The sequence below is a fragment of the Leisingera sp. NJS204 genome (assembly GCF_004123675.1).
In the GTDB taxonomy this organism is placed as follows: Bacteria; Pseudomonadota; Alphaproteobacteria; order Rhodobacterales; family Rhodobacteraceae; genus Leisingera.
Genome location: NZ_CP035417.1, coordinates 1,573,525 through 1,598,522, shown reverse-complemented (window position 1 = coordinate 1,598,522; position 24,998 = coordinate 1,573,525). Strand labels below are relative to the sequence as shown.

24 protein-coding genes are annotated in these 24,998 nt (G+C 62.2%); 20 read left to right on the top strand and 4 right to left on the bottom strand.

Annotation, left to right across the window (positions count from 1 at the left end):
* The first annotated feature begins 10 nt into the window (after window positions 1–10).
* The 17 genes from ETW24_RS07830 (at window position 11) to ETW24_RS07750 (ending at window position 15,497) form a co-directional block, all read left to right on the top strand.
* A complete protein-coding gene (locus tag ETW24_RS07830; protein ID WP_129370507.1) occupies window positions 11–340 on the top strand; it encodes a hypothetical protein in 330 nt (109 codons plus the stop codon).
* Window positions 341–360: 20 nt separating this feature from the next.
* Window positions 361–702: a DUF1799 domain-containing protein gene (locus ETW24_RS07825; protein WP_129370506.1), complete on the top strand. Its 342-nt coding sequence runs from the start codon at window positions 361–363 to the stop codon at window positions 700–702.
* Window positions 703–734: 32 nt separating this feature from the next.
* Window positions 735–3,125 (top strand): phage tail length tape measure family protein, encoded by a 2,391-nt coding sequence (locus ETW24_RS07820; protein WP_164982712.1) that lies wholly within the window; start codon window positions 735–737, stop codon window positions 3,123–3,125.
* 2 nt (window positions 3,126–3,127) lie between these two features.
* A complete protein-coding gene (locus ETW24_RS07815) occupies window positions 3,128–3,778 on the top strand; it encodes a hypothetical protein (RefSeq protein WP_129370504.1) in 651 nt (216 codons plus the stop codon).
* Window positions 3,779–3,780: 2 nt separating this feature from the next.
* On the top strand, window positions 3,781–4,374 hold the full coding sequence (locus ETW24_RS07810) for a hypothetical protein (protein ID WP_129370503.1): 594 nt from the start codon (window positions 3,781–3,783) through the stop codon (window positions 4,372–4,374).
* A complete protein-coding gene (locus tag ETW24_RS07805; RefSeq protein WP_129370502.1) occupies window positions 4,362–4,778 on the top strand; it encodes a DUF6950 family protein in 417 nt (138 codons plus the stop codon). Before ETW24_RS07810 ends, ETW24_RS07805 begins: the two co-directional genes overlap by 13 nt.
* Window positions 4,775–8,875 (top strand): phage tail tip fiber protein, encoded by a 4,101-nt coding sequence (locus ETW24_RS07800; protein WP_129370501.1) that lies wholly within the window; start codon window positions 4,775–4,777, stop codon window positions 8,873–8,875. Before ETW24_RS07805 ends, ETW24_RS07800 begins: the two co-directional genes overlap by 4 nt.
* 13 nt (window positions 8,876–8,888) lie before the next feature.
* The gene (locus tag ETW24_RS07795; protein WP_129370500.1) at window positions 8,889–9,950 is read left to right on the top strand and encodes a hypothetical protein; all 1,062 of its coding nucleotides are present in this window, start codon (window positions 8,889–8,891) and stop codon (window positions 9,948–9,950) included.
* Between the two features lie 11 nt (window positions 9,951–9,961).
* A complete protein-coding gene (locus tag ETW24_RS07790) occupies window positions 9,962–10,294 on the top strand; it encodes a hypothetical protein (protein WP_129370499.1) in 333 nt (110 codons plus the stop codon).
* On the top strand, window positions 10,291–10,713 hold the full coding sequence (locus ETW24_RS07785; RefSeq protein WP_129370498.1) for a DUF4376 domain-containing protein: 423 nt from the start codon (window positions 10,291–10,293) through the stop codon (window positions 10,711–10,713). Before ETW24_RS07790 ends, ETW24_RS07785 begins: the two co-directional genes overlap by 4 nt.
* A gap of 150 nt (window positions 10,714–10,863) precedes the next feature.
* Complete coding sequence (locus tag ETW24_RS25195) at window positions 10,864–11,127, top strand: Com family DNA-binding transcriptional regulator (protein ID WP_129370497.1); 264 nt, start codon at window positions 10,864–10,866, stop codon at window positions 11,125–11,127.
* On the top strand, window positions 11,051–11,233 hold the full coding sequence (locus ETW24_RS07775) for a hypothetical protein (RefSeq protein WP_129370496.1): 183 nt from the start codon (window positions 11,051–11,053) through the stop codon (window positions 11,231–11,233). The genes ETW24_RS25195 and ETW24_RS07775 overlap by 77 nt, the downstream gene beginning before the upstream one ends.
* Entirely contained in the window at window positions 11,230–12,315 is a 1,086-nt protein-coding gene (locus ETW24_RS07770) for an ATP-binding cassette domain-containing protein (RefSeq protein ID WP_129370495.1), read from the top strand. Before ETW24_RS07775 ends, ETW24_RS07770 begins: the two co-directional genes overlap by 4 nt.
* A 427-nt stretch (window positions 12,316–12,742) precedes the next feature.
* Window positions 12,743–13,198 carry a DUF2852 domain-containing protein gene (locus tag ETW24_RS07765; protein WP_129370494.1) on the top strand — a complete coding sequence of 152 codons (456 nt, stop codon included), beginning with the start codon at window positions 12,743–12,745 and terminating at the stop codon, window positions 13,196–13,198.
* A 111-nt stretch (window positions 13,199–13,309) separates the two neighbouring features.
* Window positions 13,310–13,741: an RDD family protein gene (locus tag ETW24_RS07760; protein ID WP_129370493.1), complete on the top strand. Its 432-nt coding sequence runs from the start codon at window positions 13,310–13,312 to the stop codon at window positions 13,739–13,741.
* A gap of 548 nt (window positions 13,742–14,289) precedes the next feature.
* Window positions 14,290–15,114 (top strand): arginyltransferase, encoded by an 825-nt coding sequence (locus ETW24_RS07755; protein WP_129370492.1) that lies wholly within the window; start codon window positions 14,290–14,292, stop codon window positions 15,112–15,114.
* Window positions 15,114–15,497 carry a VOC family protein gene (locus ETW24_RS07750; RefSeq protein ID WP_129370491.1) on the top strand — a complete coding sequence of 128 codons (384 nt, stop codon included), beginning with the start codon at window positions 15,114–15,116 and terminating at the stop codon, window positions 15,495–15,497. The genes ETW24_RS07755 and ETW24_RS07750 overlap by 1 nt, the downstream gene beginning before the upstream one ends.
* Window positions 15,498–15,640: 143 nt before the next feature.
* Here the strand turns inward: ETW24_RS07750 and ETW24_RS07745 are convergent, their stop codons facing one another.
* From ETW24_RS07745 to ETW24_RS07735, 3 genes are all read right to left on the bottom strand, one after another.
* Complete coding sequence (locus ETW24_RS07745; protein WP_129370490.1) at window positions 15,641–17,995, bottom strand: TRAP transporter large permease; 2,355 nt, start codon at window positions 17,993–17,995, stop codon at window positions 15,641–15,643.
* A 15-nt stretch (window positions 17,996–18,010) separates the two neighbouring features.
* Window positions 18,011–18,937, bottom strand: coding sequence for a TRAP transporter small permease subunit (locus ETW24_RS07740; RefSeq protein WP_129370489.1), 927 nt, complete (start codon window positions 18,935–18,937; stop codon window positions 18,011–18,013).
* A gap of 140 nt (window positions 18,938–19,077) precedes the next feature.
* Window positions 19,078–20,160 (bottom strand): TRAP transporter substrate-binding protein, encoded by a 1,083-nt coding sequence (locus tag ETW24_RS07735; RefSeq protein ID WP_129370488.1) that lies wholly within the window; start codon window positions 20,158–20,160, stop codon window positions 19,078–19,080.
* Between the two features lie 284 nt (window positions 20,161–20,444).
* On the opposite strand from ETW24_RS07735, the gene ETW24_RS07730 reads away from it, so the two are divergent.
* The 3 genes from ETW24_RS07730 to ETW24_RS07720 all read left to right on the top strand — a co-directional run bounded on the left by ETW24_RS07730 (window position 20,445) and on the right by ETW24_RS07720 (window position 23,619).
* Window positions 20,445–21,872 (top strand): cache domain-containing protein, encoded by a 1,428-nt coding sequence (locus tag ETW24_RS07730; protein ID WP_129370487.1) that lies wholly within the window; start codon window positions 20,445–20,447, stop codon window positions 21,870–21,872.
* Window positions 21,873–21,935: 63 nt separating this feature from the next.
* The gene (locus ETW24_RS07725; RefSeq protein WP_129370486.1) at window positions 21,936–22,580 is read left to right on the top strand and encodes a response regulator transcription factor; all 645 of its coding nucleotides are present in this window, start codon (window positions 21,936–21,938) and stop codon (window positions 22,578–22,580) included.
* Window positions 22,581–22,650: 70 nt separating this feature from the next.
* Window positions 22,651–23,619 (top strand): LuxR C-terminal-related transcriptional regulator, encoded by a 969-nt coding sequence (locus tag ETW24_RS07720; RefSeq protein ID WP_129370485.1) that lies wholly within the window; start codon window positions 22,651–22,653, stop codon window positions 23,617–23,619.
* Window positions 23,620–23,624: 5 nt separating this feature from the next.
* On the opposite strand, the gene ETW24_RS07715 is transcribed toward ETW24_RS07720, so the two are convergent.
* The gene (locus tag ETW24_RS07715) at window positions 23,625–24,773 is read right to left on the bottom strand and encodes a lytic murein transglycosylase (RefSeq protein WP_129370484.1); all 1,149 of its coding nucleotides are present in this window, start codon (window positions 24,771–24,773) and stop codon (window positions 23,625–23,627) included.
* Between the last annotated feature and the right edge of the window lie 225 nt (window positions 24,774–24,998).

Genomic DNA, 24,998 nt, shown 5'->3' with positions numbered 1-24,998 from the left:
GCAAACCCCAGTGTTCAATGTGCTTGAAAACCCCACCTTCACCCGCCCGGTGAAAGTCCAGGTACCGAAGGGCGACAGTGTCGAAGAACAGACATTTAAGGCCACTTTCAACGCCCTGGACGATGCCGAAACCGACGGGTTGTCCATGATTGATACGGACAGCACCAAAGAGTTCCTGCGCCGGGCTGTTCTGACGATGGATGAACTGGCCGGGGAAAACGGCAAGCCCATCCCATACAGCGAAGATACCCGCGAGGCCGTCCTCTCCAAGCCCTACGCCCGGATCGCCCTGATGGCGGCCTATCACACCGGCATGAACGGTCTTCTGCCGGGAAACTGATCTGGGCCGGGCGGGCGTGGGTGCAGGGCAAATTGTTCAGCACCTCGCCCGCCCGGTGCGAAGAAGACGAAGACGCCGAAACCCTGGGCATCCCGAAAGAGCTGATGGCCGCAGGGCGGCCGGGCCAATCCGATCCGGACGGCGTCTGGCGGCAGAACGCGGAGGCGGTGGAAGCCTTCCTGGACGCCGCCACCCAGTTGAACCGGATCGCCCTGGCAGACGGCAGCAGCCGCATCACCGGATTGAACTACCCCGGCGCCCAGGCCGCCTGGGCATTCAGCGGCACCGAAATGACCCCGGACCTGTTTGCCAAGGTCCAGATGATTGAAAGCGGCGTTCTGGCCGAAAGCAGCGGAAACTAACCATGCCCTTCGTCCTCTCCGGAAAAGTCTTGATGGATGCCTCCCAGGGCATTCAGGAGCTGCAGGAGCTGAAGGGCGCAAAAGACGCCGCCGGGAAATCCGCCAAAGTCCTCAGCTTTGAGGAAGCCAAGGCCGCGCGGGAAATCAAGCAGCTCGGCACCGTCTCCGGCGCGGCCGCAAGCCGGACGCAAGCCCTCAGCGCGGCGGAAGCCTCAGTGGCCAGGGACGCTGTCACTGTCGGCACCAGCCACCAGCTTGCAGCGGGCCAGGTGGGCAACCTGACAGCCCAGTTCAACGATATTGGCGTGATGCTGGCTGCGGGCCAGAACCCGCTTCAGCTCGCCATTCAGCAAGGCACCCAAATCACCCAGGTGTTCGGCAATTCCGGGGCGGCGAATGCGGCAAACATGATACGCCAGGCGCTGGCCCGCATGATCAGCCCGCTGAACCTGATCACCATCGGCGGCATTGCTGCGGGCGCAGCCATGATCCAATGGATGACTGGTTCCGCCGAGGCGGCCGAAACTCTGGAAGACCGGATTGAGGCGGCCGGGGACGCCATCGAGGCGTTCAGCGACAAGTCGCAAAAGACCCGTCTCAGCGTTGCTGAAATGGTCGAGGAATTCGGCTCGGCCTCCCCCGAACTGCGCCTGGTGCTGGCCGATATGGCGGCCCTGGCAAAACTGGATGCGCAAAAGGCGATTGACGCCACCGCCGAGAGTGTCCGCAACCTGGTTCTTGAAACCTCTTTCTTGGACGAGCGCAATTCCCGTGGACTGGCCCGTGATTTCCTTGGCCTGAGTTCGATGCTGTCCACGCATCGGGAATTGAGCGATGTTTTTGCCCGTAATCTGGAACTGCTGGACAGCAGCGAAGATCCTGCCAAGCGGCTGGCCGCCGCGCTGGATGTGCGGGAAATGCTGCTGGAGGCTGCTGGCGGCCTGGATGGGCTGAACGCCAGCCAGCGTGAATTCTATGAAGGCCTGGCAGCAGTTATCCGAGATCTGGAAGTCTTTGCCGGGCGTGTCCAGGCGCCCTGGCAGGAGCTTCAGGCCACCGGCAGCGAGCTGTGGCAGAACCTGCAGAATTCGGCCAAGGGCTATCTGGACGAGCGCCTGAAGATCGAGACCGCCGCCCGCAACACAATTGCCCAGCTTCAGACCGAAGAAGCCCTGCAGGAGGCCATCGCCACGCATGGCGACGGCAGCTTGCAGGCGGCGGAACTGCGCCTTCAGGCCGAGCGGCGCGCCTACCAGCAGCAGGTTGACGCGCAGGAGATTTCCGAGGAGCTGAAGATCGAGCTGATGGCAGCCTGGGATGCTGCCAACGGGGTGGCCGACGCTGACATGGCGGGCAATATCACCCTGGCCGCCGATGAGGCCCACCGCCTGAAAACCAACCTGCTGGCAGCCCAGGGCAAAGAGATCATGGGCCGGATCGGCGCCAACCCCGATTTCAACGACCCGCGCGGCGAAAGCGCAGGCGCCGGAAACCCGGATTACATCTATCGCGACCAGGGCCTGCCGGACGTGGATCTGCCTTCGAACCCGCGAAAAAAACGGGGCGGCGGAAAAAGCCAGAGCCAGAAAGAGCGCGACGCTATTGAAAAGCTGATAGCAGCAGAAGACCGGCGCCTGGATATCCTGAAAGAAACCGACCCGGTTATGCAGGAAATGATCCGGCACAGGGAAGCCTTGATTGGCGCCACCGACGCCGAGCGCGAGGCCGTAGAGGATATCATCCGTCAGCGGCTGGAAGAAGAAAAGGCGCTGAAGCAGACCAAAGAGGCCGGCGAATGGCTGAAGGCAACCGGCCAGGATCTGGGCGACGCGCTGACGTCCAGCGGCGACGCCGCCGCAGACGCCTGGGACCGCGTGAAGGAAGCAATCCTCCGCGCCGCTGCTGAGGCCGTGTTCTTTGGCAAAGGGCCTCTTGCCGAGCTTTTCAACATTGGCAGCGGCCTGTTTGGCGGCGGATCTGGCTCCGGGGGCGAAACCGACCTGTTAGGCGACTTTGTCTCCGGGCTGTTTGGCTTTGCCGACGGCACTGTTGGCATGGTCCACGGCGATGGCGGCAATCGCGATGACAAGGTCCCGGCTTGGCTGTCTGCCGGTGAAAGCGTCATCACCGCCAAGGCCACCCGCCGCTACCGGCCGCTTTTGCAGGCGATGAATGACGGCGTTGAAATCCCCGGCTTTGCAGGCGGCTTTGTGCCCGCTGACACCGCCAGTGCGCCGTCAGCCGCAGCGGCGGCCGGGCAACCCCGCCCGGCCATGACAGTCCGCCTTCTGCCTTCACCGATGTTCGAGGCGGTGGTGGAAGAACGCGCCTCGGAAATCAGCGTGGAAGTGGTCCGGGACTACGACCAAGGCCCCGCCCGCTCGACCGTGAAAGACACTCTTGAAGATCCATACAAGGTTTGATGATGGCACTGACCTGGCCCCTCCCCCTCAGCGAATTCTTCGACACCCTGCCCATCGCCCGGATCACCTCCCGGCCGGGTGCTGCCAATACCACGTCGGAAACCCATGGCGGCGACGTGATCAAGCACCGGCTCGGCAGCCGCCTGTGGGGCGGGCGCATTGTCCTGGACAAGGACCACCACAGCGCCATTGCCGCCATCGAGGCGCGCCTGTCCCTGCTGGACGAACCCGGCGCGTCCTTCCTGCTGTGGGACACCCGCCAGCCGCACCCGGCGGCCGACCCGGAAAAGTTCATCCTTGGCAGCTCCGCCCCCGTCATCGAAGCGCTGAACCCGAACAACCGCGAGCTGGATATCTCCGGCCTGCCTGCGGGCTACATCCTCAACCGCGGCGACCTGCTGGGCTTCACCTATGGCGCCAATCCAACCCGCTACGCCTACCACCGCATTGCGACCGGCGCGGTGGCCTCAGGTACCGGTGTTGCCGCAGACATCGAGGTCACCCCGTTCATCCGGCCGGGCGCTGCCCTTGGTGCTGCGATCACGCTGGGCAACCCGGTTCTGAAGGCCACCCTCACCACCGCCCAATACGGCGAGGGCCGTTCGGCTGTGACCGAAGGCGGCTCGTTCAACTGGCTGCAGACGCTGAGGTAACCATGAGCTATTCCGCACAGGCACAGCAGCAGCTCGCAGAACGCCGCGGCACAGACGCCCGCGTCCTGTTGTGGTTCCAGGCCAGGAACCGCACCACGGGCGCCCCGGAAACCCTTGGGTTCTGGACCGGCGATGATCATCAGGAATTCCTGATCGACGGCGAAATCCGCACCTACTACGGCGCGGGTGCCGTGATCGATGTTCCGCCCATCATCGCCGCGCCGGGGTTTCAGGTGCGCCAGTACCGGGTCAAGCTGCCGCCGATGCTGGACGAGGTGAAACAGCTCCTGCAGCAGTACGACCCCCGCCACGCCGAAGTGCAGATCCATTCCGCCGTCTTCGACCTGGACACCGGCAATCTGATGCCCCCCGTAAAACGCATGTTTAAGGGCGTTTTAAACGAGGCGCCGGAGGAGCTGGGCGGCAAGGGCAAGCCCAGCTTTACCCAGCTTGTGCTGGTATCGCCCGCCCGCAAGCTGACCCAGGGCCTGCCCCTGAAACGCTCAAACGCCGAACTGCAGCGCCGCAACGCAGATGACCGGGGCCGCGAATACAGCGACGTGGCCGGGGAATGGCCGGTGCCATGGGGGACCTGATGCAGAACCGGGCGGAACTCCTGCTGGATTATCTGAGCGGCATCCGGACAGCCAAGCGCGTGCTGAAGCCGTCGCGGTTTGACTGCGCCTTCTTTGCGGCAGGCTGGGTGAAGGCTTGCACGGGCGTTGACCTGGCCAGTGCCTGGCGCGGGACCTACCGCAGCCTGGACGAAGGACGCGCCAAGCTGAAGGAGGCCGGGTTTCAGGATCTGGACGGGCTTGCCGCCGCTCACTTGATGGAAATCGACGGCTGGGACAGTTCCCGGCCCGGCGATATCGCGGCGCTCCGCGAAGACGGACACGCCGCACTGGGGATCATCGGCGGCCCGCAGATCCATGTTCTGGGCCTCAAAGAGCTGGACTATCTCCACTTGGACCGCGCAGAACGGGTGTTCCGTCCATGAAGCTTCTGTCTTATGCCCTGCTGTTCCTGCTGGTGCTGTGCCAGCCCGCTGAAGCCGCCGGTGTCGGCGCAGTTCTGGTCGCCTTGGGCACTGCCTTCAAGGCCTATGTTGCCGCCAATGCAATCGCAGCCTTTGCCCTGCGGACGCTGGTATCCACCGGCATTTCGCTGCTGCTGAAAAAGTTCCAGAAGCGCAAGCAGCGCCGCCCCGGCATTCAGACCTCGGCGACCACGACCGGCGGGACAGATCCGCAAGGTTCTGTTGTCGGCCGCTTTGCCACGGCAGGCCATCTGGTCTATCAGAACAGCCACGGCGACAACCGCGTTTACCTCACCCATGTGATTGAGCTGGGCGATATCCCCGGCGCCAGCCTGCGCCGCCTGATCATCGACGGCGAATACTCGGAGATCGGCACCGACTGGGACCCGAACGTCGGCTACCAGATCCTGAACAAAGTCGCGGATGACGGCTGGGGATACGGCTGGATCCGGTTTTATGACGGCAGCCAACAGGCAGCGGATCCGCGCCTGGCCGACCTCTATGGCGAGGACCCCGACCGGGCCTGGACCACCGATCACATTCTGACCGGCCTCAATTACGCGGTTCTGACCTTTTACCGCAGCGACAAGCAGTATCCGAACGGCAGGCCGCAGGTCCGCTTCGAACTGGACGGGCCGGGCTTTTATGATGTGCGCCAGGACAGCACCGCCGGGGGCAACGGGCCTCAGCGCTGGGACGATCAATCGACCTGGCAGCCCACCGAAAACCTGATGGCCATGGCCTATACCATCATGCGCGGCATCACCCTGCCCTGCGGCTCTGTCTGGGGCGGCGGCTTTCCGGCTGAGGACATGCCTTACACCGAATGGGCGGCGGCACTGGATGCCTGCGATCTGGGCGTGGGCAACAACAACCGGCCTCAGTTCCGCGGCGGCATGGAGATCCGCTTTGAAGAACCGCCGGTTGATTTCCTTGAGGAGGTCTTTGCCTCCGCAAATGCCGAGATTGTCGAGCTGGGCGGCTATTGGTATCCGCTGGTGGGGTCTGTTGACACCTATGCGGCCGACCTGACCGAAGACGATCTGCTGGTCTCTGAAGGCTGGAAGCACGATCCCTTCCCCGGTCTGGAAAAGGCGTTCAACGCCGTCACCATCACGCACCCTTCCCCGAACGCACTGTGGAACCCATCCGCCCCGATCACCCTGACCAAGCCGGAGTGGGAAGCAGAAGACGGCGGCGAGCGTGTGTTCGACCTGAAGCTGCCGATGGTGTTCAATACCCCGCAAGCGCGCCAGATCGGCAATGCGCTGCTGAAGGAAAACCGCCGTTTCAGAACACACCGGCTGCCGCTGCCGCCTGAGTATTCCAATCTGCGGCCTCTGCTGAAGACCCGCTTCACGTCCGCCTGGTACGGCTACAGCAGCAAGACCTTCACCATCACCGAGATGGCCTTTGACCTGCTGAAGCTGAATGTCTCTGTCAGCCTGCGGGAGTGGGATCACAGCGACTTTGATCCGGACCTGGCGCTTGAAACTCCGGGCCTGCCGCAGGTCACCGCGCCCATCGTCACCCAGGACGCCGGGGTGCCGGGCTTTGGCGTCTCCGGTATCGAGATCAAGGACGCAAACGGCATTATCCGCGGCGTAGGCATCCGGGCAGTTTGGACCCCTTCCCTTGCCTTCACGGCGGATGGCGTTTCTTTCCAGGTCCGCGTCAAGGACGGCGACGACGAGCGCTTCAGCGCCAGCACCGCCGATCTGGAGCTGGGCACCTTCCGCCTGGAGCCGATGCAGGGCAGCACCGAATACGAGGCCCGCGCCAAGGCAATCTCAAAGACCAGGGACACCAAGTGGACCGCCTGGCTGCCGGTCACCACGCCCGCGTTCAAGCTGCAGCCGGACATGCTGGCAGATGAGACCTGGCAGGCAATTTCCGATGATGCCAATGCCGCCGCTGCCGCGCTGGATGACCAGCTTGTCCTGGACAAGATCGCGCCGCTGGAAGGCGCGGTGCAGCGGGATCTGGAAATCCGCGATGTGCAGAGCTTCCATGCGGCAGAGGCGCTGGGGGTCATCGGGGACAAAGTGCTTTGGATGCTGACCAAGCTGTCCGAAATCGACGGGCGCATGGCCGATGCCGGGATCTATCAGGACCCGGACACCGGCACGGTGCGGATCTACGGCGTGGAGGCGGAAGCCGAACGGATCAGCGAGGCGGAAATCCGGCTGTCTGCCGCGGAAGCCTCTATCACGCTGTCGGCCACGCAAGCCTGGGTCAATCAGCAGATATCCAATGCGGTTCTGGACCCCAGTCAGATCCCTGTGGTGGGCGACCTGCAGGTGCGGATCAATCAGGTTGAGGCAGATCTGGACGCGGCGGAGGCGGCCATCGCCCTGAAGGCCACGCAAACCGAAGTGGACGGGATGGACGCCCGCCTGAGTTCGGCAGAAGTGGATATCGACGCCGCCCAAGAGGCCATCACCCTGAAGGTGGATCAGGCGGATTTTGACGACGCCGAAAGCCGCCTGTCCTCGGTGCAGGTGCAGATCAGCACTCTGGACGGCCCGGCAATCACCCAGTCGGTAAGCGACGTGCGGACCCTGCATGATCAGATGGCGCTGCAGGATGTTGCCACCCTTGAGCAATTGCTGCTGGCCTATGAGCAACGCGAAGCCCTGAAAACCCAGATTGCCTATGCCACTCAGGATATCCGGGCGCGGGTGGATGATGACCGCAACGCAACAGCGGCCATCACTGCAAGCCTTGGTGTGGCGATTGAAAACAGCGTGGCGCTGATTGAATCGGAAAAGCTGGTGCGCGCCAGCGGCGATGCGGCACTGGCCAGCAGCATTGATGCTTTGGAAGTCCGTCTGGATGGCGACATTGCTGCCCAGGCCTCTGCTTCCAGCGCGCTGACAACCCGTGTCAGCACCGCAGAAGGTGCAATCACCAGCCACAGTCAAAGCCTGATCAGCCTTGAAGCCCGCCTGGACGACGCGGAAGGGGGTATTTCCGGCCAGGCCACGGCGCAATCGCAACTGGATGCGCGGGTCACAAGTGCGGAAAGCGTGATCACCAGCCACGGCCAGAGCCTCATCAGCCTGGACAGCCGTCTGGATGATGCCGAGGGCAATGCTGCCGGACAGGCCACGGCCCTCAGCCAGTTGGACACCCGCGTCAGCGATGCCGAGGGGAATGTGTCCAGCCAGGCCACGGCGATCACTCAGTTGCAATCGGATGTTGGCGACAACAGCACCAGCATTCAGCAGACCATGCAGACTGTGGACGGGGTGATGGGGGAATACACCCTGCGCATCGACAATAACGGCCATGTGGCGGGCATGGTGGTGCGGTCTGATCTGGATGACGAAGGAGAACCCGCATCCGAGATTGCGTTTCAGGCGGACAAGTTTGCAATCGTCTCACCTGATGGCGCGCAGAAACGCAGCCCGTTTGTGGTCTATACTGAGGACCGCACGATCAATGGCCGGGTGTATCCGGCGAACGTCTACATGGAGAACGTCTCACTTGGGGCGGCATCCATCGGGCGCGCTGAAATCGCGGATGTGATCAAGAGCGACGATTACGCGCAAGACGGCAACGGCATTCCAACCGCCGGAATAAAGATCAACTTTAACACCGGGCAGATCAAGGCGGCGGGGATGGTTCTGTCCCGGCCCATGGTTCTGGCGCAGGGATCGTTCACGGCTACGGGGGCAATCAGCAACGGCGCCCGCTGGGCCTTTGTGAATACCGGCATCCGGGTTGGAAAACTGGACGTCTGGCAGGCGCAGCGGTTTGCCCTGGCCGCTGCCGCATCGGTCACCACCACCGGCACCGCACCGGGCGGCATGGACCCCAACAACACATTCTGGACGCTCAATACATCGATCCAGCCCGGCGCGCGCTGGAATGGCTTCGGCGGCGCCAACCCCGCTCCGGCAGCGTCTTGGAGCAAGGACCCTTCCGCCCTGGTGGATCCGCATTGGGCCAGCGGCAGCGATCAGCGGGTGTTCCTCGCAATCGATCTGGAGGCCCAGGGCGGCGTCTATTTCAACAACCCGAAAATCGAATGGACAGTGTTCCAGGTAACATAAGGAGAGCAGCCCTATGGCATGGCCAAAGGCAGGAACAGTCAGCGTTGTGAACGGCAGCGCAATCGTCACCGGAACCGGCACCAGCTTCTTTGGCAGCGCGCAGGCGGGCTGGGGCTTTGTCGGCCCGGACGGGCGGGTCTACGAGGTACTGGCGGTCAGCAGCGGCACGGTTTTGACAATCACCCCTGTGTACCAGGGCGCAACGGCGGCCGGGCAGATCTATGCGCTGTTCCCCACTATGTCGCTGGCGCATGATGTGGTGGCCAGCGTGCAGGCGCTGGCCGGCACGTTTCAAGCCGTTGCGGACGGCCCCGGACAGGGCAAGTTCAGCACCGATGTGGTCAAGCTGGGCGATGAAGACACCGGCCTCGGCTGGCCGTCCAGCAATGAGGTGGCGCTGAAAGCCGGGGGTGACTGGCAGCTCCGCCTCAAGGAAGGTGCTGCCAGCGGCGCGGCGGTGCAGGACCATTGGCTTGATGCGGCAATTGGAAAGCTGTTGACGGCCGGGGCTTTCGGCTGGGGGCACGATGCCGCGAACGGATCGGCAAACTCGGCTGCGGGCACAGAGCTTTCCGCGATCACTGTCACCGGCCTTTACCGGTATGCCAGCACGCACACCGATGCGCCCAGCACCGCGGGCGTACTGATGCATCTGAACCGGATCCCCAGCAGCGCTGCCGGTGGCATGGTTCAGATTGCGTTCGGCAACAACGGCGAGATGTGGATCCGCGTTCAGGACGGGGCGGGTCCGGTCTCCTTCGGGACTTGGCGGCGGATGGACCCCGAGCGCGGCAGTAATACCAATGGCGAGTATGTGCGCTTTGCTGACGGCACGCAGATCTGCACCGATACCGTTGCGCCCGGCACTTCTGCGGACAGCACCTGGACCTTCCCGGCTGTGTTCGCAACGGCCTCTGGTCTTGTCGTGGCCGGCGCAGGCCGGACGAGTTCGGACGCCAGCTTTGTTTCAGCACGCCCGCCCACAAATTCAAACGTCGATTTTAACCATTGGAACACCAGCGGTGCGCGTGTTGGCGGTGCCGTCAGCCTGATCGCAATCGGCCGCTGGTATTAAAGGAGATCATCATGAAAGTAATCTGCATCTGTGTCGCCGGTCTGCCCGGCCAGCCTGAAACAAGCGCCAGCGTAAACGGCGATGTGATCACTGTGGACGGCGTGCCCTATGACCTTTCCGCCGTGCCTGATGGCGGCTTTGCCGAACCGGGGGGCGACAACCACCCTTTCATAGGACGCATCGAGCGGATCGATGGCGGGCTGCGTGTGCAACTGCGCTGGATCTATTCAGACGCAACCGCAGAGCCGGATCAGCCCGCTGTCCAGCCTGTGTTCATGGTCATCATCGGAGAGGTGCCTGACCCGATTGTCCGCAAACCCCTGGCCAGCGAGGCAGCAGCATGACGTTTTCCCTGAAAATCACCACCTCCGAGCAGGTCGCAGCGGCGGCCCGCACGGCACTCCTGGCCGATCTGGCCGACACCCGGTGGAAGATCCAAAACGGCGGCATCACCCTGCCCAGCGGCTTCCACGCCCGCACAGACCGCACAACCCGCGCCGACCTCACCGAAGCCTTGAGCGCTCTGCAACTGGGCATCAAAAGCGAGCCGTTCTCCTGGAAGGCCCCCGATGGCTGGATCAAGCTGACGCGCGCAGATCTGGAGCAGATCACCGCCGCCGTCGCAGCCCATGTGCAGGGTTGCTTTGATGCGGAAGAAGCCGTGGAGGCGCAGATCACCGCACTCAACGATGCGGAGCTGGCCGGGTTTGATGTGTCGGCCGCATTTACCGCCGCTCCGGCAGCCCCTGCGGCTGAAACCTGAAACAACCCGCCTCCCGGTAACGGGAGGCCAAGGGGTGTATCACCACCCCTTAACACGGGGCCATAGTTCTCACACCTGACCCCGCCGACCACTACAAACTCCTGGCCGCTCCCTGTCCTCGAGGACCCGGCCTCTTTGGAGTGATTCCACTTGAAGCTGCAAGACCAGCGTTGCGGTGAATGCCGCAGATTGTTATTTAAAATCGAGCCTGGCGCCCTCAGCGGCACGCTCGCCATCAAGTGCCCAAGATGCAAGGCACATAATTCCCTGAGGCCGCAGAGCCCTTCACCAAAGCGCCCGGTTCAATCCAATGAGCGCGATGGAAAGGAAGGGCAGAATGCCCAAGTCGTCCGAGATCAATCTACCCCCGCTGCCGCCAGGAACCCACGGGAAACCGAAAGGGAACCGCTATAAGCGCCAGTTCGGCGTTATTGTCCTGGTGCCGGACGAACCGGCCCAGAAAGCGCTCTTTGAGGAGCTGAAGGCCCAGGGGCGCAAGTGCAAGGTGGTGAACACATGAGGCTCACCATCCACCACAAATCCCCCATCCCCGAAACCTACCGCGCGGCCCGCGTGTCCAGCATGTTCAACGTGGAGGGCGATGCCGACTTCCGCTTTGAGCTGGACGCCGACCTGGGCGCCCGCCCCTGGCAGATCGGCCTGATCATTGGCCCGTCCGGTTCCGGCAAGTCCTCTCTCGGCCGGGCGCTGTTCGGCCGGGGCGCAGACGCCGCCCCCAAATGGCCCGGCAATGCGGCCGTCATTGATGCAATCGCCCCGGATAGCGAAATGGACCAGGTCACGGGCGCGCTCGCCGCTGTAGGCTTGGGCAGTGTGCCGAGCTGGCTGCGGCCCTGGCGGCACCTTTCCAACGGGGAACAGTTCCGCGCCAATCTGGCCCGGCTGCTGTGCGAGCGCCCCGCCCTGGCCGTCGTGGATGAATTCACGTCAACAATCGACCGGCAGGTTGCCAGAATCGGCGCCGCCGCCTTATCCAAAGCCTGGCGGCGGGGCACCGGCCAATTCGTCGGCATCACTTGCCACGACGACGTAGCCAAGTGGCTGCAGCCTGACTGGGTGATTGATACGCGTAGTGCCGAGCTTAAATGGAGGCGTCTTCGACGGCCGCCAAGCATCGCAATGGACATTCACAAGACCGACGGTTCCTACTGGCCCCTGTTTGAGCCGCATCACTACTTGAAAGCCAACCGGCCGATTGCGGCAGACTACTACGTCGGGTTCGTCAATGCTGAACCCGTCGCCCACGTCTGCTTTTCCCCGAGGCCTGGACTATCTGAAGCTAAGGCCTGCCGGATTGTGATCATGCCTGAGTGGCAAGGCCTGGGCCTGGGGCTGCGGTTTGTGTCTGAGGTCGCAGCACTTTGGCGCAGGGGGCAGAACCGGTATGACCGGCCAATGCCAACCTTGGTCAATACGAGCCATCCGGGGCTGATTGCGTCCTTCAGAAAGCACCCGCATTGGCACCAGGTTTCCGCTTCACTCTACGGCGGGAAGGCGAAGATTGATTGCAACCGCATCATGACCCGAATGGCGGGCCACCTTCGGGCGCTGCAGGGGTTTCGCTACATTGAGGGCTGTTGAGGCGCCTCGAACCTTCAAAAACCATAAAGCCCCCCTTTAAGCACCCTTTAAAACCCTCCGCCGCCCGGCGTTTTTTTACGGTTCGGGCGGCGGATTGCCGGGTATTGCAACGGGAAGTGTCCCGTACTGCAATGGGAAGTGTCCCAAAATCCTGGCGTCAAATCGCGGGACCGGCGGATTTCCGGACTGGATAAACGGCGGTTTTAGGGCTAAAAATCAGGGAATTCGCAAAAATGAGTTGCTGCAACGGGAAGTGTCCCGCACTGCAACGCGAAGTGTCCCGCTACAGTCCCGCTACACCCGCTACACCGCCGCCCGAATGCGTGAATGTAAAATGTTTTCACATCCCCCTTGAACTCAGACCGCCGGGTTCCGATATGCAATGATGTGAAAAGAATTTACATTCACCGCAACCAGGAGGACCCTGATGACGAGTTTCACCCCTACCGCCCCCCATACACCCGTGCAGGGCTGGTTTTCCCGCAGCGAAGCCTGGCTGGACAGCAAGGGCAAAGGCGCTTGGATTGCCGCCATGGTCTTGGGCTTCGTGTTCTTCTGGCCAGTGGGCCTGGCCCTTCTCTTTTACATGATCTGGAGCAAACGCATGTTCAGCAAATCCTCCTGCCGCCACCGCAAGTCATGGGCGCGCCACGGATATTCCGCTATGCAGCCCTCGGGCAACAGTGCCTTTGATGCCTACAAGGCAGACACGCTGAACCGCTTGGAGCAGGAGCAGCACGACTTTGACGCCTTCCTGCAGCGCCTGCGCGAAGCCAAGGACAAAGCCGAATTTGACGAGTTCATGGATGAGCGCGCGCAAACCGCCGCCCGCAGTGATGATCCGGAAGATGAAACCGGCAACGGCGGCCCCAAGAGCCACTGATCTGCCCGGCACGCAAAGGCTCCGGCTGCCCCGCCCCTGACCGGGCGGGGAAACGGTTCGGCCCATCTCCGCCCCCCCGCTTAGCCCCTGCAGCGCAAAGGACTTCTGCATATGACCGCCCTGCCCGACCCCGATTACCAGGCAGAATTTTATACATCCGTGCCCGCCAAACGGCTGATCGCCTGGATCATCGACAGCATTCTGATCTTTGCGATCAGCGCCGCCGCAGTGGTGCTGACGGCCTTTACCGGGCTGCTGATCTGGCCGCTTTTGTATCTGGCTGCGGGGTTTGCCTACCGGACCGTGACCATTGCCAATGGCTCTGCCACCTGGGGCATGCGCTTTGCCGGGATTGAACTGCGCGACGGCTCCGGCCAGCGGCTCGACAGCAGTTTGGCCGCGCTGCACACCGCAGGCTACTCGCTGTCGCTGGCGCTGCCGGTTCTGCAGGTGATCTCGGTCATCCTGATGCTGACCTCCTCGCGCGGCCAAGGCTTGACTGACCACTTCCTCGGCACCGCAATGCTGAACCGCCGGGTGTAACGGACCCCGGCCTGCTCCGGAACACACAGGGGCAAGGCTATGCTAAGCTGCCTTGCGTCCAACCGGGAGTACCAGTTTTCAGGACACATACGCCTGAGGACCTGCCTGACCCCGTTCCCGAATCTTCAATATCCCAGGCGATCTCATGCACAAGCATCCAAGCCGCGTTAGATGGGCAGTTTGAACAAACGCATCTTGGAAACCTGACCGTAAGGCATAGCCCGCAAACCAAACTACTGGAAACGCTGCAAGGCATGCAAAAGGGCAGAAATGCAGCACCGGATGACGCAGAAAGATCAGGCAAGCCCGGATGCGAACATAAGCGCGCAAAGGCGCGGCGGTCTGCGGAAGTGCTCTTGCCGAAGCTTTCAGCGGCGCAACTTCTGACAGATATTGAACAATCGGCGCTGTCTGCCCGCCTTCCAACGCAAGAGCCTGTTAAACCATTTTCCACAAGTCCACTTGGCGCACTGGAACCGCGTTGCTATCATCATGGGACCACGTTGCGAACCGTTCCGTCTGTCCTGTGAAACTGCTGAAGAGTTCTGATGCGCCATACCCTTCCTATTGCACCGCAGTTTTATGTGACGGCGCCGCAGCCCTGCCCGTATCTGGAGGGCCGGATGGAGCGCAAGCTGTTCACCGCGCTGCAGGGCGACGGGGTGGAGCAACTGAACAACAGCCTTAGCCAACAGGGTTTCAGACGCTCGCAGAACGTGCTTTACCGGCCGTCCTGTTCGGAATGTTCCGCCTGCCTGTCGGCGCGGATCGATGTGGCGGCCTTTACTGCCACCCGCAGCCAGAAACGCACGCTTAAACGCAATGCGCATCTGGAACGGCGTGCAACCTCGCCCTGGGCAACCGAAGACCAGTTTTCGCTGTTCCGCAGCTATCTCGACAGCCGCCATGCCGATGGCGGCATGGCGGATATGGATGTCTTTGAGTACGCTGCTATGATCGAGGAAACCCCGGTGCGCAGCCGGGTTGTCGAATATGGCGAGGCCGGATCCAACAAGCTGACGGCGGTATCACTGACCGACGTGCTGGAGGATGGGCTCAGCATGGTCTATTCCTTCTACGCCCCGGACCAGCCGCAGAATTCGCTGGGCACGTTTATGATCCTCGACCATATCGCCATCGCCCGCGAGGCCGGGCTGCCTTATGTCTACCTCGGCTACTGGGTGCCCGGCAGCCAGAAGATGAGCTACAAGGCCAAGTTCGCAGGCCTGGAAATTTATCACCGCAGCGAATGGAAAAAGATGTCCGACCCGTCTGAGTTCGAAGCCGCCGGCCATCCGCTGTCCACCGATCCGATTGCCGAACAGGTCGCCAATATCCAGTTGCCTGAACAGCCTATCCATCGAAGCCGCTGATGCAGCATATTCACGCCGTTTCACTGCTGGTGCCGGATTACGACGCCGCAATTGCATTTTACTGCGGCCGGCTTGGCTGGCAGCTGGCCGAGGATATCGATCAGGGCAGCAAACGCTGGGTCCGTATCCTGCCGCCGGGCGCCAGCCAGGGCAGCTTGATCCTGGCCCGTGCCGAAGGACCGGAACAGGAGGCTGCCATCGGCAGCCAGTTCGGCGGCCGTGTCGGGTTGTTCCTGGCCTCAGATGACTTTGCCCGCGACCACGCGGCGATGCAGGCTCAGGGCGTCATGTTCGAGGAACAGCCGCGCCATGAACCCTATGGCACCGTTGCGGTCTGGCGCGATCCTTTCGGCAACCGCTGGGACCTGATCCAGTTCGCCTGAAACCGGCGCCGCCTTGTTTCATCTTTCTGCAAATACTCCGGGGTGAATGCGCCACAGGCGCAGAGGGGCAGCGCCCCTCCCCCGTAAAAGCAAAGGGGCCCGCATTGGGCCCCTTTTTCGTTTAACTTTTCCTGTTGCCCTGGTCAGTTCGGAATCAGCGCCGGCACGATGGTCACAATCGCCGGGAAGGCCCACAAGATGCCGATGCCCACCACCTGGATCAGCACAAACGGCGCAACCCCGCGGTAGATATGGGCCGTTGTCACCTCCTTGGGCGCAACCCCGCGCAAATAAAACAGCGCAAAACCGAAGGGCGGTGTCAGGAACGAGGTCTGCAGGTTCACCGCCACCATAATGGTGACCCATTTCGGATCAAACGAACCGCCATAGATCACCGGTCCGACGATGGGGATCACGATGTAGATGATCTCCAGGAAGTCCAGCACAAAACCCAGGAAGAACAGCACCAGCATCACGATCAAAAAGACCGTCATCTCGTTGTCAAAGCTCTTCAGGAACTGCTGGATATAGTGTTCGCCGCCAAAGGAGATCACCACCAGGTTCAACAGCTGCGAGCCGATCAGGATGGTGAACACCATTGAGGTCACCTTGGCGGTCTCCCGCACAATCGGTGACAGCACGCCGGACTTGAACAGCACCCAGCAGCCGTAAAGCAGCCCGAACAGCGCAAACAGATAGGCGCCGTAGGCCACAAAGAATGCAATCCAGCTTTCCAGGGAAACGCCGCCCTGGTTCACCCGCAGGTCAAAATTCATGCCAACCAGGATGCACAGCATGACGGCAAAGGTGGACCAGATGATAATCTTGCCGGACCGGCCCTGATCCTGCAGCTTGCGGTAGGCCGCCAGCATGATGGCACCGCCTGCCCCCAGCGCCGCAGCGGGCGTCGGGTTGGTGATGCCGCCCAGGATCGACCCAAGCACCGCAACAATCAGCACCAGCGGCGGGAACACCACCCGGATCAGATCGTTTCCGGCGCAGCGCGCAGCGGCCTCGCGGCAGCCCCAAAGCGCCAGCAGCAGCGGCAGTGCAATCCACAGCACAGTGGCACCGGCCGAGGTTGTGGGTGCAATTGCCACCAGATCCACCAGCGCAACCAGCAGCACGCCGATGGCGCCCAGGATCAGCGGCTTGGCATCGCGCGACGGCGCCACACCGCGGCCAAAGGCCAGCACCAGCCCCAGCAGGATCATGATCACCGAAATGCCGGTGCCGATCGGCGCGGCGGCGGCGATCTTGGCATCACGGGCGGCGATGATTTCATCCTCGCTCAGCCGTTCTGACAGGGTCACACCGCCAGCAGCCTCGATGGCCTCCTGTTCGGCAACAGCGGCGTCCCAATCCTCCTGCCCGTGCAGGTCGATCATCGCGGCCTTGCACTCGGCACCGACATTGGTGCGCAGGGAGGCTGTCTCGCCCGCGTCCGAGAATGTCGAAACGGTGATGTTCTGGCTGCCGATCACGTTGAAGCTGCCCAGCAGGATGGCACCGCCGACCAAGGCCGCCGGAACCGCCAGGAACCAGGTCAGGCCTTCACCGCGGGTGATCACCTCGCCAGTGCCGGGCTCCATCGCCACGGCAGGTGCCTTGTGCGGGTTCAGCAGCGCATAGCCAAAGGCGTAAGTTGCATAAAGCAGCGCCAGCAGGATACCCGGCAGCAGCGCCGCCTGGAACAAGGTGCCGACCGATACCACCGCAGGCTCGCCCAGATAAGTCAGCGCGTCGGAACAGCCCGCCTCCATCGCGCGGGTTTCCTGCGCGGTGGAATACAGGTCGCCCGCGAGCGTGCCCAGTAGAACAATCACGATGGACGGCGGGATGATCTGGCCCAGGGTGCCGGACGCCGCAATCACGCCGGTTGCCAGTTCCGGCGAGTAGTTGTTGCGCAGCATGGTGGGCAGCGCCAAGAGACCCATGGTCACCACGGTGGCGCCGACAATACCGGTGGAGGCCGCAAGGAAGGCCCCCACAACCACAATCGACACCGCCAGACCGCCGGGCAGCGGACCAAAGACGCGCGCCATGGTGGTCAAGAGATCGTTGGCGATCTTGGAACGTTCCAGGGTGATGCCCATCAGAACAAACATTAGAACTGCCAGCAGGGTTTCAATCGAGGCACCGGCCAGAACCCTCTCATTCATCCGGTTGACGATGAAGGAGACATTGCGGTCGAGCGCCACTTCCCAGCCTTGTGTGAACACAGGTTCCGCCAATGTTGGCAGGTCCGGGTATCGGAAGACCGAAACCTTATCCGGCCGGATGCCGGAATTCACCAGATCGCGGTAGGCCTGCGACGAGGTGTCGATGGCCTGGTGGATCAGGATACCGGAGCTGTCCAGCGCCGCAATAATCCCGAAGGAGATGATCCCGGCACCGCCGATGGCAAAGGCCACCGGAAAGCCGGAGAGGATGCCCCCGAAGAGGCACATGAATACGATGAGCAGGCCGATTTCGACGCCATCAAGTCCAAATAACATGTTTCTGACGTCCCTTTAGTGCGTGCCTTCGTAGGCTTCTTCACCCTCTCCAAGGCTGTCCTTGTCGAGGTATTTGTTTTCGCTGCCTCGGCCTTCGACGAACTCAAGATAAGAGCGGTAGAAGAAGGCAATGGCGTGCAGGAACACGAGGCCCGCAAACAGCACCAGCAGGATCTTGAACAGGAAGTAGGCATTGAACCCGTTGGGGCTGAACCCGATGGTCTCCACATTCCAGCGCAGGGCGCGGGATTTCATCACCAGCCGGTCCAGGCTGTCCGAGGCCGAGGGTTTCGGCACGATCAGGTGGCGCCACAGGAAGAACCAGCCGTACATCCAGGTCAGCACTGCCGTGGGCATCATGAACAAAAGCGAGCCGAGCATGTCGACCACCCGCTTGGCGCGGAAACTAATGCCGGAATAGATCAGGTCCACCCGCACATGGCCGCCCTGCACAAATGTGTAAGTCACGCAAAGACAGACAACCAAGGCATTGTAAAGCTTCAGTTCTTCAGCAAACCAGCTGATGTCCTGCGAAAACGGGATGCCAAAGCCGAAACTGATATCAGGCCGGGCAAACACGCGCTGCATGAAGACAATGATGATCTGTTGCAAGACCATCAAAAGGCCGGCCCAGGCAAAGAAGCGGCCCACGGTGTTGGCCAGCCCTTCCAGCCCGCGCACCATGCCCCACATGACATTGCGAAAGTACAGGCCGATAGCGGTCAGCACCAGGAAGGCGGTGAATACGACAAAGAAAAACTCGACCGAGCCGCCGTAGTAGACAAAGCGCATGACCGAGGCCTTGTCGGACCAGTCAAGCCACAGCTGCGGATGGGTGACGGCGTAGCCGAAATTGTAAAAGGCGCCGGCGATGTTCTGGATCAGCCAGACAAGCCCGCCCCAGATTGCGCCAAAGAAGGTGATGCCACTCTCTTCCTGCATGTTTCCCCCGGGAAGATTGCTGCGAAGCTGCCGCTAGCGGGTTGGGCGCGCGGCGTCTGCCGGCCGTCCCGCAGTTTCAGCAACTGCATGTGGATCCCCCGCGCGGCGGCGGAGGATCCGATTGATGCCTTTCAGGCAGATTAGCCCAGGACGCGGTCGCGCTGAACGCGGTAGGCGCCTTCGGATTTGGTGATCCAGCCCGAGGAGGCCTTCATCGAGGCTTCGACGCTGCTGCGGATTTTTGCAAACAATTCGTCGCCCATGAACTCGTCAAGGGTGTCCTTGGTGGCGGACCCGAAGGCATCCCAGACGCTGTCCGGGAACTCCAGGGTTTTAACGCCGCCGGACTGCAGGCGCTGCAGCGCCGCACCGTTGTTGTTCATGAACTGCGCCAGGCTCCACTGGTGGCCGGCGGCGGACGCCATTTCAATGACCTTCTGGTGCGCAGGCGACAGGCCTTCGAACACATCGCGGTTGGTGGCAACCGACAGCGCCGCGCCCGGCTCGTGGAAACCTGCGGTGTAGTAGGTCTTGGTGATTTCCTGGAAGCCGGCCTTCTCGTCCGCCCAAGGACCGATCCACTCGGTGCCGTCGATCGCGCCGGAGGACAGCGCCTGATAGACTTCGGAACCGGGGATGTTCTGCACCGAGGCGCCCAGTTTGCCCAGCGCCTTGCCGCCCAGGCCCGGCATCCGGAATTTCAGGCCGTTGAAATCTTCGGGGCCTTTGATTTCCTTGTTGTACCAGCCGCCGGCCTGCGGGCCGGTGTTGCCGCCGATGAAGGACTTGAGGCCGAAAATCTGGCCCAGCTCGTCATGCAGCGCATGGCCTTCGCCGTGGTAGTACCAGTTGGTCAGTTCCTGCGGGGTCATGCCAAAGGGCACGGCGGTGAAATAAGCGTAGCCCGGGTGCTGGCCGGTGAAATAATAGTCGGCACCATGGTACATGTCGGCCTGGCCTGCGGTCACGGCGTCGAACACTTCGAACGCGCCGACCAGCTCGCCTGCGGCTTTCACCTCAACGGTCAGGTCGCCACCGGACATGGCGGTGATGGCGTCGGCAACATACTGCGCGGAATCATGCACACCCGCCAGGCCGCGGCCCCAGGTGGTGACCATGGTCAGGGTGCGCTTGCCCTGGGCATAGGCCGGTGCAGCCAGCGTGCCGGCTGCTGCGGCAGTCCCGCCCAGCGCGGAAGTTCTCAAAAAAGAACGGCGATCCATTAATTATTCCTCCCATTTATTCTTCGGATTGCCCGGAAGGTCCCCCCGGGCGGATCGGTTCGAGTGCGGCCAGCCTAGCGGCGATGAATTTTATGTGAATACCTAGTACTGCGTAGAACGGCACGTTTTTGAGGGCATTCGCTGGAAAGTTCCTGCATTCCCGGCGCGAATCCCCAGGGGACCACTCCCGCCCTAAGAGCAAATACCTCCTGCCCATGTGATTCCTCTGGGCGGCTGCAAAATGATTCGGTACAAGAATCTGACCAATTCCGGGGGCCCTGCTGATGCGCCTGTTCCAATCCATTCTGCGCCCCACCTATGCGCAGAAGCTGTCGCTGTTGATGACCCTGCCGCTGATTGTGGCGGGCACCGCGATTGCTGTGCTGGTGGGCTATCAGTCGCGCAGCCTGGCCGAACGTGAAATTCAAGCGCTGGAACTGCAGCTGCTGGAGGCCAAGAAGGCCGAGCTGCGCAATTACGTGACCCAGGCGCGCAATGGCTTCGCCCATATCTACGGGCTGGCCGCCCCCGATGATGCCGAAGCCAAAGAGCGGGTCACCCAGATCCTCAGCGCGATGATCTACGGCAAGGACGGGTTCTTTTTTGTCTACGACTACGACGGCACCAATCTGGTCAGCCCGCGGCAGACTGAATTTATCAACCGCAATTGGGCTGGGCTGACCGACAGCACCGGGGTGCCGGTGGTGGATGAATTCATCCGCCTGGCCCGGATCGGTGCGGGCTGGCACAGCTTCACCTGGGAGAAGCCCTCAACCGGGGAAGAGGCGCAGATGATCGCCTATGTGCTGGGGCTGCAGGATTGGCAGTGGGCGATCGGCACCGGCGTATTCATTGACGATGTGCTGGCTTCGGTTGCCGCGTCGCGGGCCGAGGTTGAGGCCCGGGTGCAGCGTACATTCTTCTATATCGGCGGTATCACTCTGGTTTCTCTGGTGCTGGTCTTTGCTTCCGGCATGTTCCTGAACCTGCGTGAGCGGCGGCTGGCGGATGCCAAGCTGAAGGAGTTGACCCAGCGGGTGTTCGATGCCCAGGAAGAAGAGCGCGGCCGGGTGGCGCGGGAGCTGCATGACGGCATCAGCCAGCTTTTGGTCGGGGTGCGCTATGCGCTGGACAACACCCGCCGGCGGCTGTCCCGCGGTGACAGCGACGGTGCTGCGGCACCGTTGGAGAAAGGCGCCGATAACCTGCTGACTGCAATCACCGAAGTGCGCCGTATCAGCCGCGACCTGCGTCCCGGTGTGCTGGACGATCTGGGCCTTGGCCCGGCGCTGAAGGCGTTGACGGATGATTTTGCCGCCCGTACCGGCATTGAGACAGAATTTTCCACTGTGGTGTTCCGCAACCGGCTGGATCAGGATGCCAAGATCGCGCTGTACCGGATTGCGCAGGAAGCGCTGACCAATATCGAACGCCATGCCGAAGCCAGCAGGGTCAGCATCGACCTGCGCGGCCACACCAAAGGCGCCACCATGCGGATCACCGACAATGGCCGCGGATTGCCGCCGCGCGATGCGCGCAGCGGGCCGGGCATTGGCCTGCGCAACATGCAAGAACGGATTGAGCAGCTTGACGGGGCCTTGCGCATTCTGTCATCACGAGGCACCCAAAGCGGCACGGTGATTGAGGCAAGCCTGCCTCTGAGCCATCTGCTGCCGCCGGGTGAAGAGGGCACGCCTGTGCAATTGCCGTAGACCTGGGGAGGAGCGGCGGCTTGCGGGCCTCTCAATTGATGGAAAGCTGCCTTGTGGGGGATGATGGCTGATCCTGTGAAAGTTCTGATCGTGGATGACCACCCGATGGTCGCCGAGGGCATCCAGTCGATCCTGGAAAGCTATGATGATATCGAGGTCGTCGGCTCATTGACTGACGGGCGCGACGCGGTGGAACAGATGGGCACTTTGGCGCCGGATGTGGTGCTGATGGATCTGAACATGCCCAATCTTGGCGGGCTGAGCGCGACCGAGATCATTCTGGAACAACACCCCGGCACCCGCATCCTGATCCTGTCGATGCATGACAGCGCCGAATATATCTCCACCGCGCTCAGCCATGGCGCCATGGGGTATGTGCTCAAGGATGTGCCCACAGAAGAGATCAAACAGGCCGTTGATGCGGTGATGAAGGGGCAGACCTATCTTTGCACCGGGGCCGCGGGTTCGCTGAAGCCCAAGGGCGGCGACAGCCGCGAAGCGCTCACGGGCCGGGAACAGACCATCCTGCTGGAGCTGGCACAGGGGAAGTCCAACAAGGAAGTCGCCCAAGCGCTTGATATCTCGGTCAGAACCGTTGAGACGCACCGCAAGAACATCAAACGCAAGCTGGGCATTTCCTCCACCGCCGGCTTGACGCGATACGCGCTGGAGCATGGCGTGCTGCAGGGGACCGGGGCCGGGTTCTGATCCTCTCCCGCAATTTTGCCTTTGTGATGTGCCGCCCCTGCCCTAGCCTCCCGGGCTAAGGAGACGCGCTATGACGACGGACAAACCCCCGATCACACCTGAAACCCAGGCCAAATGGCAGCGGGTGGTGGATCTGGTGGCCGAGCTGACCGATGTGCCCGCCGCATTGATCATGGCAACCGTGGATCTGGATCACCGGGTCAAAGTCTCGAACGCGGCGGAAAACAATCCCTATTACCCCGGCCGCAAGTACCACCTGAATGAAAAACTCTATTGTTTCGGCGTGTTTGAGACCGACGGCGAACTGGTGGTTGAGGACGCCCGATGCGATCCCCGCTGGCAGGACAACGAGGACATGGAGCACGCCATGTCCTTCTACATCGGCTATCCGATCAAATGGCCGGACGGCGAGGTTTACGGCACCATCTGCGTGCTCGACACCCGCCGCAACAAACGCGCCCTGATGTTCCGCAAAGGCCTGCAGGAATTCTGCCGGGTGGTCGAGGGCGATCTGGCGCTGCTGCTGGAGGTCGCCCAGCGCAAACAGGCCCAGGCCGAGCTGCGTGAGACCGTGCGGGCGCGCGAAGACACCATCAAACGCCGCACCAAAGCATTGGAGGATGCCAATACCGCATTGCGGGTGCTGATCGACAATGTGGAGGCCTCGCGCCAAGAGAGTGAGCAGCAGATCGAGCAGCAGATTAAGGGCATGGTGCTGCCCTATGTGGCCAAGCTGCGGCATCTGGATGCGGACCGGGAGTTGCAAAGCGCCTATTTGCAGATGGTCGAGGATAATCTGAAGAACATCACCTCAAGCCTGTCCTCCAAGCTGGCGGAAACGCTGGAGCAACTGACACCTGCGGAGACTGAGATCATGCAGCTGATCATGATGGGCCGCACCACCAAGGAGATCGCGGCCACCCTGGGCCGCGAGACCAGCACCATCGACTTTCACCGCAACAACATCCGCCAGAAGCTGGGCCTCAGCCGGCGCGAGAACCTGCGCCAGCACCTGATCGCGCTGAATTCTGCCGGGTAGCCCGGTTATCTGAGGCGGCTGAGCAGCGCCTGCGACGGATCACCTGTTGCGGGCAATCCGCGGCTGGACTGAAAGCCGCTGATGGCAGCACGGCTTTTCGGTCCCAGCACACCGTCGGCGCCGCCGGTATCGAACCCTTTGGCCGTCAGGCGTTTTTGCAGCAGGATGCGGTCATCCTTGGTCAGCCCGTATCGGTCCGGCGGGAAACTGGCGCGCAGCGGGCCCCCGCCTGCGATACGGTCAGCCAGATGGCCCACCCCGATCGCATAGGAATCCGAGTTGTTGTAGCGCTTGATCGCATTAAAGTTTCCAGTGACCAGGAACTTCGGTCCGCCCGCCTGCGGCTGCAGGGTTCGGCCTGCGGGGGTTCCCGGCGCCCCGGCCTCGCCGCCCCATTTCTGCCCGCGGGTCCAGCCATTGCGCTGCAGATAGGCCGCGGTGGAGGCCAGCGCGTCGCTGGGATCCTCGGACCAGATGTCGCGGCGTCCGTCACCAGTGAAATCAACCGCAAAGGCCTGATAAGATGTCGGGATGAACTGGGTATGCCCCATCGCGCCAGCCCAGCTGCCGGTCATCCGCGCAGGCGTGGTATCGCCGTTTTGCAGGATCTTCAGCGCTGCAATCAGCTGTTTTTCAAAGAACGCTCCGCGGCGTCCGTCATAGGCCAGCGTTGACGTGGCCGAGATCACCGGCACATTGCCGCGGCGCTCACCGTAAAAACTCTCCAGCCCCCAGATTGCGCAGATGATTTCCGCATCAACGCCGTAAGCGCGCTCCAGCGCCCGCAAGGTGGACTGATGCCGGGCAAAGGCGGCGCGGCCTTTGGACAGGCGCTCGTCCGAAACGGCGATAGAAAGGTAATCCTCCAGCGTGCGCTTGAATTCGGTCTGGTTGCGGTCGCGTTTGACAACGCCGGGCAGGTAGCCCGCACCGCGGAACGCTGCGCGCAGGGTAGATTGGGAAATGCCGCGCGCTTCTGCCCGGATGCGAAAGGCAGCAACCCAGGCATCATAGCCCGCATTGGGCGCCGGGCGCAGGTCTGCGGGCAGGCCGGTTGCGCCGCTGGAGCCGCTGCCAGACGGCACCGTACTGCTGCAGGCGGTCAGTCCGAAAGCCGCAAGACCAAATCCAAAATGACGCCGTGTGATATCCATGCTGCTGCCCGTTCCGATGTTTGTTTTACAGCCCGGTTGCGCCGGACTTGTTTCCTGACAAGCTGCCAGAATCCGGAGATGGCGCCAAGGCCCGGATTTCCCCGCAGCAAAGACCCGCCACAGGCCTCCGGCCGCTTGTTATGGGGCCGCCCCCCATATTTACCCCATATTCTTCCGGGGCACCCCTGACGTCCAACCCTGTCTAGCCTGATTGCATCGCTGCAC